The following is a 13,274-nucleotide window of genomic DNA, read 5'->3' on the forward strand; positions in this document are numbered from 1 at the left end:
CATTCCGTCACGAGTCGGCCGGCGGGTCCTTCTTCGCCTTGCGGGCTGCCCGCCTGTCCTTCGCGGTGGCTTCGGATTCGCGCATTCGGTAGCTCTCTCCTTCGATGGTGACCACGTCGGCGTGATGAATCACTCGCTCGACGAGGGCCGTTGCGCAGGTGGCCGATGGGAAGATCGTGTGCCAGTCCTTGAAAGCGAGGTTCGTGGTGAGCACGAGGCTCTTCTTTTCGTACCTTCGACTGACGACTTGAAAGAGGAGATCGGCATTGCGATTGTCGAAGGCGAGAAACCCCACCTCGTCGATCACGAGAAGGCCGATCTTGGAGAAGTAGTGCAGCCGGCGCTCGAGCGCCCGCGCCGACTCTTGAGCTCCGAGATCGAGCAAGAGCTTTGCGGCCGAAAGAAAGAGCACGGAATGCCCGGCGAGCACCGCGCGATGTACGATGTTTTGCGCGATCATCGTTTTTCCAAGCCCGCTCGGCGACACGAGCACGACGTTGCGATGCGCCGCGACGAAGTCGACAGAGAGGACGGATTCGACCAGAGGTCGGTCGATCTTGGTCGGCCAGTCCCATTCGAAGTCGCTCATCGGCTTGAATTTCTCCAGCCGGCTGCGCGACATCCGCCGCTCGAGACCGCGCCTGGCCCGGTCCTTCTCTTCCAGGTCGGCGATGTACTCGAGGATCTCGGTCAATCCCCAACGCTTTTTCGTCGCGAGCGCGACCAGATCGTCGAAGGCGCTCGCGGTGGAGAGCAGTCCGAGGGCGCGAAGGCGCTCGCGAAGCTCGGTCATGGCTCGTCCTCCCCGTCGTGGCTCTTGGCGAGTTTGTCGTAGACGGCGAGTGAGCGCGGTGCGACGACGATGTCGCGCACGCGCGGATCGTTGGGCAGTACGGGGGGCACTTGCAGCGGAGCGCCGCGGGCGCGTCGGCGCTGGTCGAGGATGTGAGCAACCGATTGCGCGGTGAACGCGCCACGCCGATGGGCGTCGGAAAGGGCGGCTTGGAGCTCGCTTTCGCCGTGCTCCTCGAGCAGGTGCAACAATCGGGTCGTGGTCCCTCCGAGGTGTCCGCCGTGGCGCGCGACCTCGTGGAGGAAGGGCTCGGCGCTCGTGCACACGGCAAAGAGTCGATTCCGACCGCGATGCTCGCGCGCACGTCGTTTTTCGTCGGCGAGCGCCGTGAGGTGCTGCGGCGTCTCGATCTGCCGTCCTTTCTCCCATGACCTCGGGTAGCGCGCGACCTCGGTGTCGCCATCCAGGATGCGAAGCAGGGCGTCGGATGCGACGAGTGTCAGTGGCTTGCGCACGAGGGTATGAGGAATCGAATAATCGTTGCCGTCGAAACGGATGTAGGGTGATTTGCCGGAGGCGGTAGCTCGAACGTAGTCGCAGAGAAAAGGGTGCTCGGGCAAAGCGAGCAGACGTCCGCGCTCCTGCTCGAGGGCGTCATGGATGGTGCGCTTGTGCAGATCGCCAGGGACGATGCGCGCATGTGCGACGCTGCCAATCCAGTCGTCCAGTTTGCGATTGAGCTCTTCGACGGAGCGAAACGCGCGGGCGGCGAAGAACGATTCGCGTAGGTACCGAATGGCGCGCTCCACACGACCCTTTTGATTGCCGCGCGCCGGCGCGACGGGCTGGGGGGAGAAGTGGTAGTGCCCGGCGAGATCGAGCAATCGAGGGTGGAATCGGATGACATCGCCCACGCGCTCGAGCACCGCCGTCTTGAGATTATCGTAAAGGAGGGCACGCGGGACACCGCCATACGTATGGAAAGCCGCCACGTGGCAGCGCAGAAAGCTCTCGAGCGTTTGATCGAGAACGAAACGGGCGAAGATGGCCCGCGAATACGAGAGCACCATCACGAAGCACGAGAGCGGTCTCCGTGTCTCGCCGATGGTGATGGAACCGAACGAGCCCCAATCGACTTGAGCCTGCTCCCCTGGGAGCGTCGTGAGACGGAAAAAGGCTTCGTGCCGAGAGATGGGCCGGACGCGCCGAACATATCGCCGAAGCGGCCACACGGAGCCTTCGTAACCACGCTGCGCGATCATTTCCAGCACGCGGGTGGCGCGCAGTCGCGGGTGGGTCTCGAGGGTCGCGCGGATGAAGGCTTTGTACGGATCGAGCATCGAAGCGCTCGCGCGATAGGCGACATTGGCGAATCGCTGTGGCTCGATCGCGTGCTCGACGGTGTCGCGGTGGAGCCGGAGCTCGGCCGCGATGGTGCCGATCTTCCAGTGCTCGGCGAAGAAGAGGCGGCGAATGCGCGAGCGAAGCTCGGGCGCGATCATCGAGCCACCTCGAAGAGGAGCAACTGTCGCAAGTCGTTGAAATCGCCAACGCCCGCGAGATCACGATGGCGCCGTCGTCTCGGGGGGAGCGCGGGCAACCAATCGAGCGAATAGAGCAATCCGCCCTCGTCCCCGAATGCCGCGCGATAGAGGGTGGAGTCGGATGCCCCATCCCGGTCTTTGGCACAAAGTGCAGCGCGGACCTTCTGCCCCTGCCAGAGGGCCACGGCCTCGAGCAGCGTCGCGAGGGCGCGCGGGTGCGCAGGGTCCGCGCGCAGATTGGCCTTTACGATCGTCTCGCGGGCGCCGGCCATCGCGAGTACGCGGGTGGTGAGCGGTCCGGGGGAGATCCCCATCCAAATGTCGGTCATCGAGCGTCTCCATCGCCGAGGGCTGCGCCATCTCCGTGACGGCGGGCGGCTCGGGCGAAACGAGGGTTGCTGGAGGGCCAACTTCTGGGCGACCGGTGTCCGTTACATTTCGCCCGCGATCGCGGAGGCGAGCGACCCGACGGGCGGTGGCCCACCGACCTTCGAAGCTCTGCCAATGCCTTCGCTTCGATAAGGCTCGAGCCTCGGCGCGTTGCAAATCGCGACAGGTCTCACTGCAATAGAGATGACCCCGATCGCAAGACGAGCAAAGCAGGATGAGCCGACGACAGGTGTCGCGAATGCACTGAATTTGTCGAAGATCGAGAGCGTCGTGCACACGGCGCCGCCAGGAATTGGGCCGGCGCTGGGCACTCGTGCGACAACGTCATCGTCGAACGCGTGCACACCGCGGGCGACCTGGGCTCGAAGTGGTCAGACTTCGGGCCCTTCTCTTTTTTCAGGCGGTCATCCCAAATCGTCCCAGAACCGGCGCGCGGTGGCCAACTACGTCACGAGACCGGCCTGCCCGAAATTCCCCGCTTCGAGGCGCCCGCCAACAGACTACGCGATCTGGTACTTCCCCGCCGACGACCTGTTCGTGGACCGCGTGCATACGGTCAGCCCTCGCACACTCCCGAACCTCACCGCGATGATCGACGTTCTGGACTATCACCGCGTCGGCGCGCAGCCGGTCTGGGGCGAGCACGCGTGGCTGGACATCTGCACCAGGCTCCGCCGCCGCCTATCCGATGAACACTTCCAGCGCTTCGCCCACGGCATGCGCATGTGGGCCTCCACCGCGAGCCTGCAGATCCTCAACCACATCCAAGACACGCCGGTGGGCATCTCACAGTACGAGACCATCCGCCGACACACCAGCGGCATGAACCCGTGCCTAGACGTCGCCGACGCCACCAACCTCGGGCCAGCCACCCCGGCTGAATTCAACCAGCCCGCGGTCCAGAAGCTGCGCATGCACGCGAACAACGTGTCAACGGCCACCGAAAACTGACCCATCTCGGCCATCAAAAACTGACCCACCCCGCCGCGATGGGGGGCACTCACCGCGTGAGCGCCGGCACCTCCTGGGTCGCTTTGGGTTTGCTCTCGTCAGATCTTGAATCTGTCTTTTTGGTGGCCGCGGCCGGGACACGGTCTCCCGGACCGCGAGTGACGAGGACCTCCGCATGCTGGGCCAGACGGTCCAGGAGTGCGGCCGTCAGCTTGTCGTCGACGAAGACCCGGTTCCATTCACTAAAAGCCAGATTCGATGTGATCACCGTTGCGCACCGTTCGTGCCGGGTGGACAAGACGTCGAAGAGCAGCTCTCCGCCGGCTTTTTCAAACGGTACAAAGCCAAGTTCGTCCACCACCAAGAGTGAAACCCTTCGCAGTCGCTCTTGCAGGCGAGAAAGAGCGCGTGCATCCCGGGCCTCGGTCAGTGCCCGGACCAAGTCGGAGGCGCGGTAAAAGAGCACGTGGTGGCCGCGCTTGATGGCCTCGATGGCGAGCGCGATGGCCAAGTGCGTTTTTCCGGTGCCCACGGGGCCCAAGATCACGATGTTGCGCGCCGTCGGAATCCAGGCACCACGAGCCAAGTCTTCGACGCGGGCGCGTTCGAGACCGTGTGGCCTCCGCCAATCGAATTGCGACATCGTTTTGTGCACGGGCAGACGAGCCGCTCGCATGCGGCGCCCAATCGCGTGCTCGGCGCGGACTGCGAGCTCGGCGTCGAGCAACGCCCGCAAGTACTGCAACGGTGACCAGCCTTCGGCCAGCGATTGACGTCCCAGCGTTTCGCACTCTCGTGCGACGGTCGGCAGCTTGAGTACGCGCGTATGGGCGCGTACGGCGGCCAAGAGCACGTTGTCGGTGCTCATGCCGATGCCCTCTCGAGAAGCACGTCGTAGCGCGATAGGTCGGGCGTCTCGACCGCGTATTCCGATAATGCCAGCGGGACAGCGGCGAGGGTTTCGGTGCGCCTTGTGCGTTGCAGAAAGGGCACCAGCGTACCGCACGCAAGGGCGGTGATGATGGCTCGCTTGACCCGACCGACTCCCTCGCGGTCAGCGCGCTCCAACCACGGAGCCAGTCTTCGTGCAGCTTCGATCAGGTCGGGCGAATACCGATTGCAAAGCGTCTCCCAGAGCTCGGGCCATGGTGAGCCGAATTGTGCCACCAACTCGTGAGCGACCTGGCGCAGAGCTTGTGGCTTGCGCGATAGTGGCAGTAACAAATGCCGATAGTCGATACTTCGGCCACCGAAGGCCACGCGAGGATGGCAGATGGTCTCGTCGCCTTTGGCGAAGGTGACGGTGTCGATGCCTAGGAATAGGTCGACCATCTGACCGCACCACCGACTGGGCACCGAGTAGTGAGCGCCCGCGACGAGGTAGCTGGCGTGGTGGCGAAGCTGCACGGTGCGCACCTGGCGGCCGTCAAAAGGCGCTGGGAGAGGCCGCAGCGCGCTGCGCTCGCGGGCCCAGGCCTCGACGTACATCGGATTGCGCGAATGCTGAGCATCGAGGCGTGCTTGCAAAGCCGTGGTCATGGCGGCAAGTGATTCACCGCGCGGAATGGGCACCAAATGCTGGCGACGTACGTGTCCTCCGCGGCGCTCGACTCCTCCCTTGTCGTGGCCTTCGCCGGGGCGGCAAAAACGTGGCTCGAAGGCGTAGTGGGCGCAAAGCGCGGCAAATCGGGGCCGAAGCAGCCGTGGCGCCCCAACGAGGATCTTGGCCACGGCAGCGCTCAAGTTGTCATAGGCCACGGCGGCCACCACCCCCGCGAAGTAGGTAAACGCCGCAACGTGAGCCGCTAAGAACCAAGTGGCGTCTTGTTGCGCGCAGAGCATGGCGAAGTCGCGCCCTGAGTGCATCAAGCGCATCACGAACATCCACGCCTTCTGGCGAATCCCCGAGGGCTCGACCCACACCTCGAAAAAATCCACCTGTGCGAGCTCGCCCGGCGTGTACACCAGGGGAACAGTCACCTCACGCTCACCGCTCCGGAATTCGGCCACCAATCGCCGCACGGTGCGCTCGCTCGCCGTGTGCCCGTTTTCACGCAATAGCTCCCACAGCCGCTTGGCCGTCAGCCGCTGTTTGCCCGCCGTAAAGGATCGGCGCGCTCGCCAGATAGCCGCGGCCGCCGTGGCCACCTCGTCGCGCACCGGGCTTGGTCGGACCTGTTTTTCTGGCCTTGGAACCGGAATCTTGTTGGCCCTCACGTATCGCCGAATCGTGTTTCGCGACAATCCGAGCTCCCGCGCCACTTCTCGAATCGGAACCCCTTCGCTCGCCACCTTGTGTCGAATCACTGCCACCACGTCCATCGGCACCATCCCCGGACGACGACTCCATCGCCCGCTCGCCTGTCCACCCCTTTCAGGGGTGGGTCAATTTTCCCTGGCCGAAACTGCTCCCCCCCGCGCTTCGCTCCGCCGGGTGGGTCAATTTCTGGTGGCCGTCGTGGGTCAATTTAACGTGGCCGCGTACACAACGTCGTCTGCTGGAGCAACGATGTGCAGAGCGTGAAAATCGAGATGGCTCAGCCAGGCCAATACTGGAATATGGTCACCATCTACGCCTTCCAGGGCATGACGCTCCAGCAGGCCGTGGATCTCGTCGCGGCCCGCGTCAACGCCGAGATCGCCGCTTTCCAGCTCGTCGCACGCACCGTCGAACCGGCGGCCAGCTCGCAACTGCGCGGCTTCATCGATGGCCTGCGGTACTGGATGCACGGATATCAGGACTGGGTCGACTACGACACGCGACGGTACTCCGACGAGTTCATCGCACGGGACGCTGACGACACCGCGATCCAACTCGAAACGTCAGCTCCTACCGGGCAGCCATGATCCTCGGCGTGGGTGGGGGCCCGCTCTTAGACGAATCCATCCGATGTCTCTTCCCGTCGAGCCCGCTGCCGTCCTGCGACCCCGACAAACTATTTTACGGCTTCATGCGGTCCACGAATCGAATGAAGCTCCGCATTCGGATCGAAAAGCTTTGTCTATTAACCGGATGCGGCGGCTGCTGGCGACGCTTTCGCTCGCCAGCTTTCGGTACACCGAACGAAGTGCGGCCGAGCGATGTCGCCATCCTGATTCGCTGGTGTGTCGACGATGGGGCGCCGTCGATAGAGGTCGACTACAAGGGAAACCCGAGCTAGCGCTTTGGTCGGATTTCTCACTCGGTCGATGCCAACCAAGCGTGCCGACTGGGATCAAGGATCGAGAGCAGGCAGTGCTCGCCGAGCTAGGCATAACCTGTAATCCTCGTCCCCCAAAAATCCGATTACGACCATTGGGACCCCTTGATGCGCACGAGGTCTGCCAGCTGGTGCGCATGCGGCTCATGCCCTTCGCTGATGAGCTCATGGAAGAAGTAGTGCTCCTCTCGTGAGGAGGTGGCGGCCGACAGAAAGGCCCGCGCTTCCGCCATCAGCTCCTCGGTCAGCAACTCCGCGGACCACATGGCGCGCAGCAGGCGCATCGCGCGACCTGCTTGCATCGGCTCCGCCCACAGGTAGGTGATCAGCTCGGCCCATAGTTGCTGCATTTCGGGACGTTGCAGCACACTGCGATGGGCTGCGCGGGCACCGGCCGGAGATCCCGCGCGACCGGGCACTTCGCGCTCGCCGCGGCCCTCATTGGGTTCCTTCCCCATCACGCGCGCGAGCATTTCGTTCCGGGCGTCCTCCGCGGGACGAACACGTCCACCGGGGGTATCTTCCGCATAGAGCCTTTGCAGCTTTCTCGCCACCAGGCGTGCACGGCCCTGCGAAGATGGCAACCAGTGGTCGAGCACCTCTGGGAAGCTGGGCAGCGCGCGCAACCAGCGTTGCCAGTGACCGTGTAGCTGATCGAGGAGCCTGCGGCCGTCATCCTCCTCGAGTGACATCCCCTTGGCCACCAGCTTGTCGAGGCGAGCGATCTCGCCCTGCACCTCGAACGCAAACTCTGGGCTGGGCCTTGGATCATCGAAGAAGAGGACCTCGCGCCACAGACGCTGCATCTCCGGTAGCGCGGCGACGTTCGAAGGGACGTCGATGAACAGCTTTTCGAGCCTGCCGAGCAGCTCCTGACTCTCCTCGTAGGGATCATCGAGCTGCGGCAGCTGCTCGATCCACTGCCGCAGACGCTCATGCAGCAGATCGACGAGCTTGCGCCCCTCGCCATGCTCGAGGGGCAGCCCCGTTTTCTCGAGCTCGTCGAGGGCCTCGAGCACGTGGGGAAAGTTGAAGGCGAACTCCCGTTTCAGGTCGAGCGTCTCGGCGCGATAGATGCACGCCGGAAGCGCCACTTTGGCCCTCTGTGCGGGCTCGAGCTTGAATTTATTGGCAACGAAGTGCGCCAGTCGGGGAGGAAGGTCAGGGTGCGCGACCGCGGCCTCGATGAACGCTCGCTCCACCTGCTTCTGCAGGTCCGAGCGCAAGAGCAAGCTTGCGAGCTGAAGGTGGCAACGCGGTACCAGGCCGCGACTCCGGCAGCGTTGCACGCCCTCCAGCAGATCGGTCTCCGCCTTCCATTGGCGCGCCTGCCCAAGCTCGCGCACGAAGTCGGGCAATTGCTCGAGCGATGCGAAGGACTTCTTCCCGCTCTCGAGCCGCACCAGCGCCTCCAGCACAGTCTCGCGATCGAAGCGCTCGACGAGCGCGCGCACGGCGGTCGTCGCCGACGGTACTTTGCCGCGCTCGGCACGCTCGAGGAGAAGCTCACGCAAGGACGCATCGGGCGCGCGTTTTCGTAGCGCGATCAACACGCGATCCGCTGGCCCAGGCAAGGAGCGTCTGCGCAAGTCGAGCCGATCGAGCGCCTCCAGTGCCACCAGCGCCTCGTCGCCGGCCACGACCGGGGGTGCAGGACGCATCATGCGGCCCCCTGTGGGAGGGCGCGTCTTCTTCCGCCCCTCCGCTATCCATGCGGCATGTCGCCCGTCGAGCATCTGCACGACCATGTCGAAGTGCTCCCAGGAGCCCTCGCGGATGGCCTCATCGTCGAGCGTATCGCCGTAGTCCTCGAGGTACAGGTCGTAGTAAGCGCGCGCGAACGCGTTGCCGAGATCATTGAGGTGGATCGTCGCCAGCTTGTGGTCATCGAGTAGCCGCCCGGAACGAAGCTCCCGCGCCCGCTCCTTCACTCGGTCGGCGAGTTGCCGTGCCGCTTCGTTCCACTCGCTCGCAGCGAGGTTCCGCAGCAGCGCCCAGGCGAAGAAGAGCCCGATGTGCTCTCCCCCATTGACGCTGTCGTAGTAATCTTGGTCGTCGTAGATCCGCGGGCGGCGAGCCGTCATGTCGAGAATCCTTTCGAAGAACCTCATGGATCGAGCGTTTCAGCAGCTTGGCGGCCATGTGCGCTTCGTGAAAACGAAATAGCTTGAAATGAGGCATCAACGAAAATCATGTACGCTCGCGTGAGCGCGCACGTTGTCTTGCATATATTGTCATATAACACATCATGCGCTGGTTTAAGTTCGAGTCGCATGGCGTTCGAGATGGTCGAAGATCATCGAGTAGACGTCGCGCGCCACGTGATTCCCGACGAGGCAATCGAGGTGCCCGTAATCGGCGAGCGCCGTGCGCTCGTAGAGCGCCGGATCGCCCGGAGATCATCGTCGTCGACGAGGAAAGCTCGTCCAGCAGCAGCAGCAGCGAGGAAATTGTTATTATCGAGGAATAGTAACTCCGTACCATAAACAGACTACGACGACCTGCGCGGGACTGACGCTCGCGGCGCCGGGTCAGGTCGCGGTCTTCGCGGTGCGCTGATGCGGTCATGAGGCTGCAACGGCGGATTTACCAGTTGTTTTACAACTCCACGGGCATCATCCTTCCAGAGGCCGTTCAAGGATTGCAGCAGATCGAGCCCACCAACTATGCGAGCTTCTTTCCGCAGGAGCGGGAAAACCACGGTGCTCGCCTCGCGCTCGACCCGAAGCCCGGACTTGACGGGAGGCTCCGAGGCCAACCTGTCTCGTCCTTCTGGGAAGCTTGCGGAATCGCCCGCTCGAGGTCGGAAAATCTCATGGTCTCTTTCCCAGAGAGATGGGCAAGGATAGGCATCTTCCAGCGCCCGTCGATGCAGCGGAGCGCGTCGGTCAACCGTGAGGCGCAGACGACGCGGTCGCTCACGTCCCGCGGCGTTTTCTCTCTTGTTTCCATGCTTACCTTTTTGTGGGTGCACCACTTAAAAGTGCGTACTTCTATCTTCGTGGCAGAGGGCTACAGTCGTTGGGCCGCGTTCTGCAGCGGCCTGGAGAGGACCATGAGATCCATACTGACGATATTGCCATTGTGCGCCTTGATCGGATGTGCGTCGATCGGGCCACGCGCGATTGCCCAGCCTACGAAGAGCAGCTTCATCAAGACCTCCGATGGCATCCATATCCATTACATCGAGGCTGGGGAAGGCAGGCCGATTGTCTTCATTCCGGGATGGAGGATGCCGGGCTGAATCTGGCAGAAGCAAATCGACGGGCTGTCGAAGCAGTACAGGGTGATTGCGGTCGACCCGCGATCGCAAGGCGAGAGCGGCAAAACGACCTATGGACATCTGCCCGAGTCTCGCGCCCGGGACTACAAACAGCTCGTGGATCGACTCGGGTTGGAGCAGCCGGTGCTGATCGGTTGGTCGATGGGATGTGGTGAGCTCCTGAGCTATGTCGAGCAATTTGGGGAAGACGGAGTCGGCGGTTTGGTGCTGGTGGACGGATTGATTCCGGCCCAAAGTCCAGCGATCGTTTCGGTTCTGGAAGGATGGGCGACCCTGCTTCAACAGGATCGCCGGAAAGAAGCCGACATCTTTGTGCGAAGTATGTACAAGACACCGAAGCCGGAAGAATACCTACAAAGGGTTATCCGTGCAACCATGGAGGTCCCGACGGACACGGCGGTCACGCTGATTCACAACATGGACGCGGTCTCGGATTTCACCAAGGCTTTCGCCCGGATCCATCGCCCGATGCTCTATGTTTATGAGCCAGCGCTGCAGCCGAGCGCGGACTACATGAAGGCAAAGCTTGGCGACAAGGTTCGGTTGGTGCGGTTCGATGGAGAAGGACACGCGCTGTTCGTCGATGATCCGATAAAGTTCAATCGCGTGGTGTACGAGTTCGTAGAGAGCTTGCCGAAGTAGATCCCGCGCTCGCTGATGGGGAAGGAATTCTCTATCGAACGCCGTTCTATACGAACATCGATCACGGCGTGCCCCTCCCGTCAGAATGTCGCATGCGACTGACGGACTCCGCGCCGAACATTCCCGAAATCGTCGAATGCAGCATCCCAGCGGCGCTTCAGGCGGGCGAGGAGCGAACCTTGGGGATCCCGTTGACATTGGTTCCGCGGGGGACCACGGGGATGCAAATCGGGTTTGGCCTCGCTGCCGGTACACAGGGAGGCGCTGACATTGATCCCATTATGGCGGACAATGCTCGTACGACCATTTGCTCATGCTGACTGGTCCCCACGCTGGATCCCTCGGGCCCGACACCCCGGCTGCCAGCCTGGGTGGGCAGCCTGCCCGATTGGGTACGCCTCCGCCGCCACCGCCTGCCAATGCCGTCGACTTGGCGGTCGCCAGCGACAGCGTGGCGGTCAGCCCAGGCACAACCCATACGTTCAGTTTTCGCGTGACCAATCGCGGCAATCTCACGACGCGCTCGCCCGCTCGATTGATGGTCGCTCCGCCATTTTACTTCAATATCAATCGCGAGGAACTTCCCGCCGCATGCAAGGTGGCGGTGAGCAACCCGGAGCCAAACATTCCGGAGGTGGCCGAGTGCAGCATCCCCGCCGGCATTGCACCCGGGGAGCAGCGCACCATCGATTTACCGCTCGACGTGCTCGCCGACGGCCCCTCCGGGCTCAGCACCGCGCGGGTGTTCGTCGGCACGGGCGAAGACGACGTTGAAGCTTATCTTGGCGACAGAGCATCGGCTCACCATACCAATTACACTGGAGCCTGGTCCCGCAGGGATGCTCACGGGGAATGTGAGCGTCGTGCCCGATCCTCACTCGAACGAGGTGGATTCAGAGGTCCACTACGAAGATAATTTGCATCTCTCCTCCGCGGTCGCAAAGCGAAATTGATCGGGATTGCTCGCGTCTCGATCAATGCGTAAAAGGGGCCGCGGCGGTAGTCGTTCGTCGCTTGTGCACGCCTTTCACGGCGAACCACGGGGCTGCGGCAGAGGGGACACCCTCGGGGAGAGGCGCTCGTGGGCCGTTATCGGCATTCGTATCGGAGGTCGCGCGGGTCTCAGCGTCCGGTGACGGCAGTGGGAGAGCTGGCCAAGGGTGGGGGAGGCCGCCCAGGCCAGACGAAACTGGGTGTGGAAGGCGGGAGGCGCATCGTTGCGTGGTGCGGGGTGGACGAACGCCGGCGTCGCGGGCGGTGGAACGTGGTCGCGGCACGGCCGCATGCGCCATGACGCACATCCTTCATCCTCTCCAGCCGAAGGTCCGCTGGGAGCGACGAGCTCCCGCTGCATGGCCTCCGCGGAAGGGGGATTGACCCGTCGCCCTCATGGAAGCGCATCCCGGAATCTTTTTTGATTGATCGTCAGATTCATTCTTGACCGCTCACTGAAAGAGCCTCATAAGAACCAAAGATCTGAATGGTAGCCGCGCTCGTCGCGTCTATCCCCTGCACCGAGGAAGAAAGCTCAGCCAACCGGCCGCCCTTCGAACCGCCATGATGACCCGACGCCCCCATCAATCTTCTGACCGCGTGTCGCCCAAGGCGACGTGGCAGGGGTGCGCCTATCGCATCGTGCGGCCACTCGAAGGCAAAAATAGCCAGATTGGCCTCCAGGATCGCGCCGCGATCCTGTTTGCGAACCCGGAGGTCGATCCCTAGGCGGAATTCCAGAGTCGTGTCCGCGCACTCTTGGAAGGCCGCCTAGGGAAACCTAGGCGGCCTTCGGCGTTTGTACCCTACGCAAGCAGGGGGAGAGCCGGTGAGATTACCGTGCCCAACGCCGAACCGAAGGCTCAGAGAGGCCATGCCGCTTGCCCGCCCGCCGTGCCGGTGGCGGGCAGCAGCCAAGGGTGCGTCGATCCGCTTCTAGCAGAATCCGAGGGGTGACCCCCCTCGCCGAGCCACACCCCGCAGAGGAGAACAAACGCATAATCAAACGATGTAGTTGTTCATGAATCAATCGATATACACACGCTTCAAATCGACAAATCCGTCCTTCGATCGCACGAAGATGACGGGAGACGTGCGCCCAGTTTGCGGGCGCGTGTCGGGTCTCGCGAAGCGCGAGCAGTAGCTCGAAGCAGGACGTTCTCCGCGCAACCTGAAGGCCGCCGAGGAACGCACCTCGGTGGCCTTCAACTTTTGGAGAATGGAGAGCGCGATGAAACGGAAGCGGCAGCAGAAAATCGGAGGGACGTTATCTCAATGGTAGAGGGCCGGCCTTTCAAACCGAGAGATGAGGGTACACTCCGGCCTTTGGCCTCCGTGGGCCTTCGGCTCGAGTCCCTTGCGTCCCACTTCGTCGTCGCATGCGACGGCGAACCATGGGGCCGTAGCGTAACGGGAGCGCACCCGGCCCTTACCCGGTGAAGCTTCGCGAATATGGAGTCACGCCCGACACCTAAGAG

At 63.0% G+C, this 13,274-nt stretch carries 13 protein-coding genes and 1 tRNA gene; 6 read left to right on the forward strand and 8 right to left on the reverse strand.

The genetic code is table 11. The annotated features are described in order from the left end of the window. Positions 1 to 7: 7 nt before the first annotated feature. The 3 genes from istB (LZC94_13780) to LZC94_13790 are packed head-to-tail and all read right to left on the reverse strand — an operon-like array spanning position 8 to position 2,666. On the reverse strand, positions 8 to 793 hold the full coding sequence (istB, locus tag LZC94_13780; protein ID WXB18316.1) for an IS21-like element helper ATPase IstB: 786 nt from the start codon (positions 791 to 793) through the stop codon (positions 8 to 10). Further along, entirely contained in the window at positions 790 to 2,295 is a 1,506-nt protein-coding gene (gene istA / locus LZC94_13785; protein ID WXB18317.1) for an IS21 family transposase, read from the reverse strand. Before istA (LZC94_13785) ends, istB (LZC94_13780) begins: the two co-directional genes overlap by 4 nt. Continuing rightward, a complete protein-coding gene (locus LZC94_13790) occupies positions 2,292 to 2,666 on the reverse strand; it encodes a hypothetical protein (GenBank protein WXB18318.1) in 375 nt (124 codons plus the stop codon). The genes istA (LZC94_13785) and LZC94_13790 overlap by 4 nt, the downstream gene beginning before the upstream one ends. A gap of 496 nt (positions 2,667 to 3,162) precedes the next feature. Here LZC94_13790 and LZC94_13795 point away from each other — a divergent pair, with 496 nt between their 5' ends. Then, positions 3,163 to 3,678, forward strand: a complete 516-nt coding sequence (locus LZC94_13795; protein WXB18319.1) for a terpene synthase family protein — start codon at positions 3,163 to 3,165, stop codon at positions 3,676 to 3,678. Between the two features lie 49 nt (positions 3,679 to 3,727). Here the strand turns inward: LZC94_13795 and istB (LZC94_13800) are convergent, their stop codons facing one another. Continuing rightward, entirely contained in the window at positions 3,728 to 4,546 is an 819-nt protein-coding gene (gene istB / locus LZC94_13800; GenBank protein WXB18320.1) for an IS21-like element helper ATPase IstB, read from the reverse strand. Further along, a complete protein-coding gene (gene istA, locus LZC94_13805; protein WXB18321.1) occupies positions 4,543 to 6,009 on the reverse strand; it encodes an IS21 family transposase in 1,467 nt (488 codons plus the stop codon). The genes istB (LZC94_13800) and istA (LZC94_13805) overlap by 4 nt, the downstream gene beginning before the upstream one ends. A gap of 189 nt (positions 6,010 to 6,198) precedes the next feature. Here istA (LZC94_13805) and LZC94_13810 point away from each other — a divergent pair, with 189 nt between their 5' ends. Further along, positions 6,199 to 6,525: a hypothetical protein gene (locus tag LZC94_13810; GenBank protein WXB18322.1), complete on the forward strand. Its 327-nt coding sequence runs from the start codon at positions 6,199 to 6,201 to the stop codon at positions 6,523 to 6,525. 439 nt (positions 6,526 to 6,964) lie between these two features. On the opposite strand, the gene LZC94_13815 is transcribed toward LZC94_13810, so the two are convergent. The 3 genes from LZC94_13815 to LZC94_13825 all read right to left on the reverse strand — a co-directional run bounded on the left by LZC94_13815 (position 6,965) and on the right by LZC94_13825 (position 10,031). Then, entirely contained in the window at positions 6,965 to 8,962 is a 1,998-nt protein-coding gene (locus tag LZC94_13815; protein ID WXB18323.1) for a hypothetical protein, read from the reverse strand. A gap of 580 nt (positions 8,963 to 9,542) precedes the next feature. Further along, complete coding sequence (locus LZC94_13820) at positions 9,543 to 9,731, reverse strand: hypothetical protein (GenBank protein ID WXB20186.1); 189 nt, start codon at positions 9,729 to 9,731, stop codon at positions 9,543 to 9,545. Between the two features lie 159 nt (positions 9,732 to 9,890). Continuing rightward, positions 9,891 to 10,031 carry a hypothetical protein gene (locus LZC94_13825; GenBank protein WXB18324.1) on the reverse strand — a complete coding sequence of 47 codons (141 nt, stop codon included), beginning with the start codon at positions 10,029 to 10,031 and terminating at the stop codon, positions 9,891 to 9,893. Positions 10,032 to 10,164: 133 nt separating this feature from the next. Between LZC94_13825 and LZC94_13830 the strand changes: the two genes are divergently transcribed. From LZC94_13830 to LZC94_13845, 4 genes are all read left to right on the forward strand, one after another. Further along, on the forward strand, positions 10,165 to 10,803 hold the full coding sequence (locus LZC94_13830; GenBank protein WXB18325.1) for an alpha/beta hydrolase: 639 nt from the start codon (positions 10,165 to 10,167) through the stop codon (positions 10,801 to 10,803). Between the two features lie 430 nt (positions 10,804 to 11,233). Continuing rightward, entirely contained in the window at positions 11,234 to 11,719 is a 486-nt protein-coding gene (locus LZC94_13835) for a hypothetical protein (GenBank protein WXB18326.1), read from the forward strand. A 641-nt stretch (positions 11,720 to 12,360) separates the two neighbouring features. Continuing rightward, on the forward strand, positions 12,361 to 12,525 hold the full coding sequence (locus LZC94_13840; GenBank protein ID WXB18327.1) for a hypothetical protein: 165 nt from the start codon (positions 12,361 to 12,363) through the stop codon (positions 12,523 to 12,525). Positions 12,526 to 13,057: 532 nt separating this feature from the next. Continuing rightward, positions 13,058 to 13,163, forward strand: a tRNA-Glu gene (locus LZC94_13845). Positions 13,164 to 13,274: the final 111 nt, after the last annotated feature.

Source organism: Sorangiineae bacterium MSr11954 (assembly GCA_037157815.1).
Taxonomy (GTDB): Bacteria; Myxococcota_A; Polyangia; order Polyangiales; family Polyangiaceae; genus Pendulispora; species Pendulispora albinea.

What these genes read in the sequence shown, in the direction of transcription:
- istB (WXB18316.1), bottom strand. Translation starts at nt 793, where the DNA reads ATGACCGAGCTTCGCGAGCGCCTTCGCGCCCTCGGACTGCTCTCCACC.
- istA (WXB18317.1), bottom strand. Translation starts at nt 2,295, where the DNA reads ATGATCGCGCCCGAGCTTCGCTCGCGCATTCGCCGCCTCTTCTTCGCC.
- LZC94_13790 (WXB18318.1), bottom strand. Translation starts at nt 2,666, where the DNA reads ATGACCGACATTTGGATGGGGATCTCCCCCGGACCGCTCACCACCCGC.
- istB (WXB18320.1), bottom strand. Translation starts at nt 4,546, where the DNA reads ATGAGCACCGACAACGTGCTCTTGGCCGCCGTACGCGCCCATACGCGC.
- istA (WXB18321.1), bottom strand. Translation starts at nt 6,009, where the DNA reads ATGGTGCCGATGGACGTGGTGGCAGTGATTCGACACAAGGTGGCGAGC.
- LZC94_13815 (WXB18323.1), bottom strand. Translation starts at nt 8,962, where the DNA reads ATGACGGCTCGCCGCCCGCGGATCTACGACGACCAAGATTACTACGAC.
- LZC94_13820 (WXB20186.1), bottom strand. Translation starts at nt 9,731, where the DNA reads ATGCCTATCCTTGCCCATCTCTCTGGGAAAGAGACCATGAGATTTTCC.
- LZC94_13825 (WXB18324.1), bottom strand. Translation starts at nt 10,031, where the DNA reads ATGAAGCTGCTCTTCGTAGGCTGGGCAATCGCGCGTGGCCCGATCGAC.
- LZC94_13840 (WXB18327.1), top strand. Translation starts at nt 12,361, where the DNA reads ATGATGACCCGACGCCCCCATCAATCTTCTGACCGCGTGTCGCCCAAG.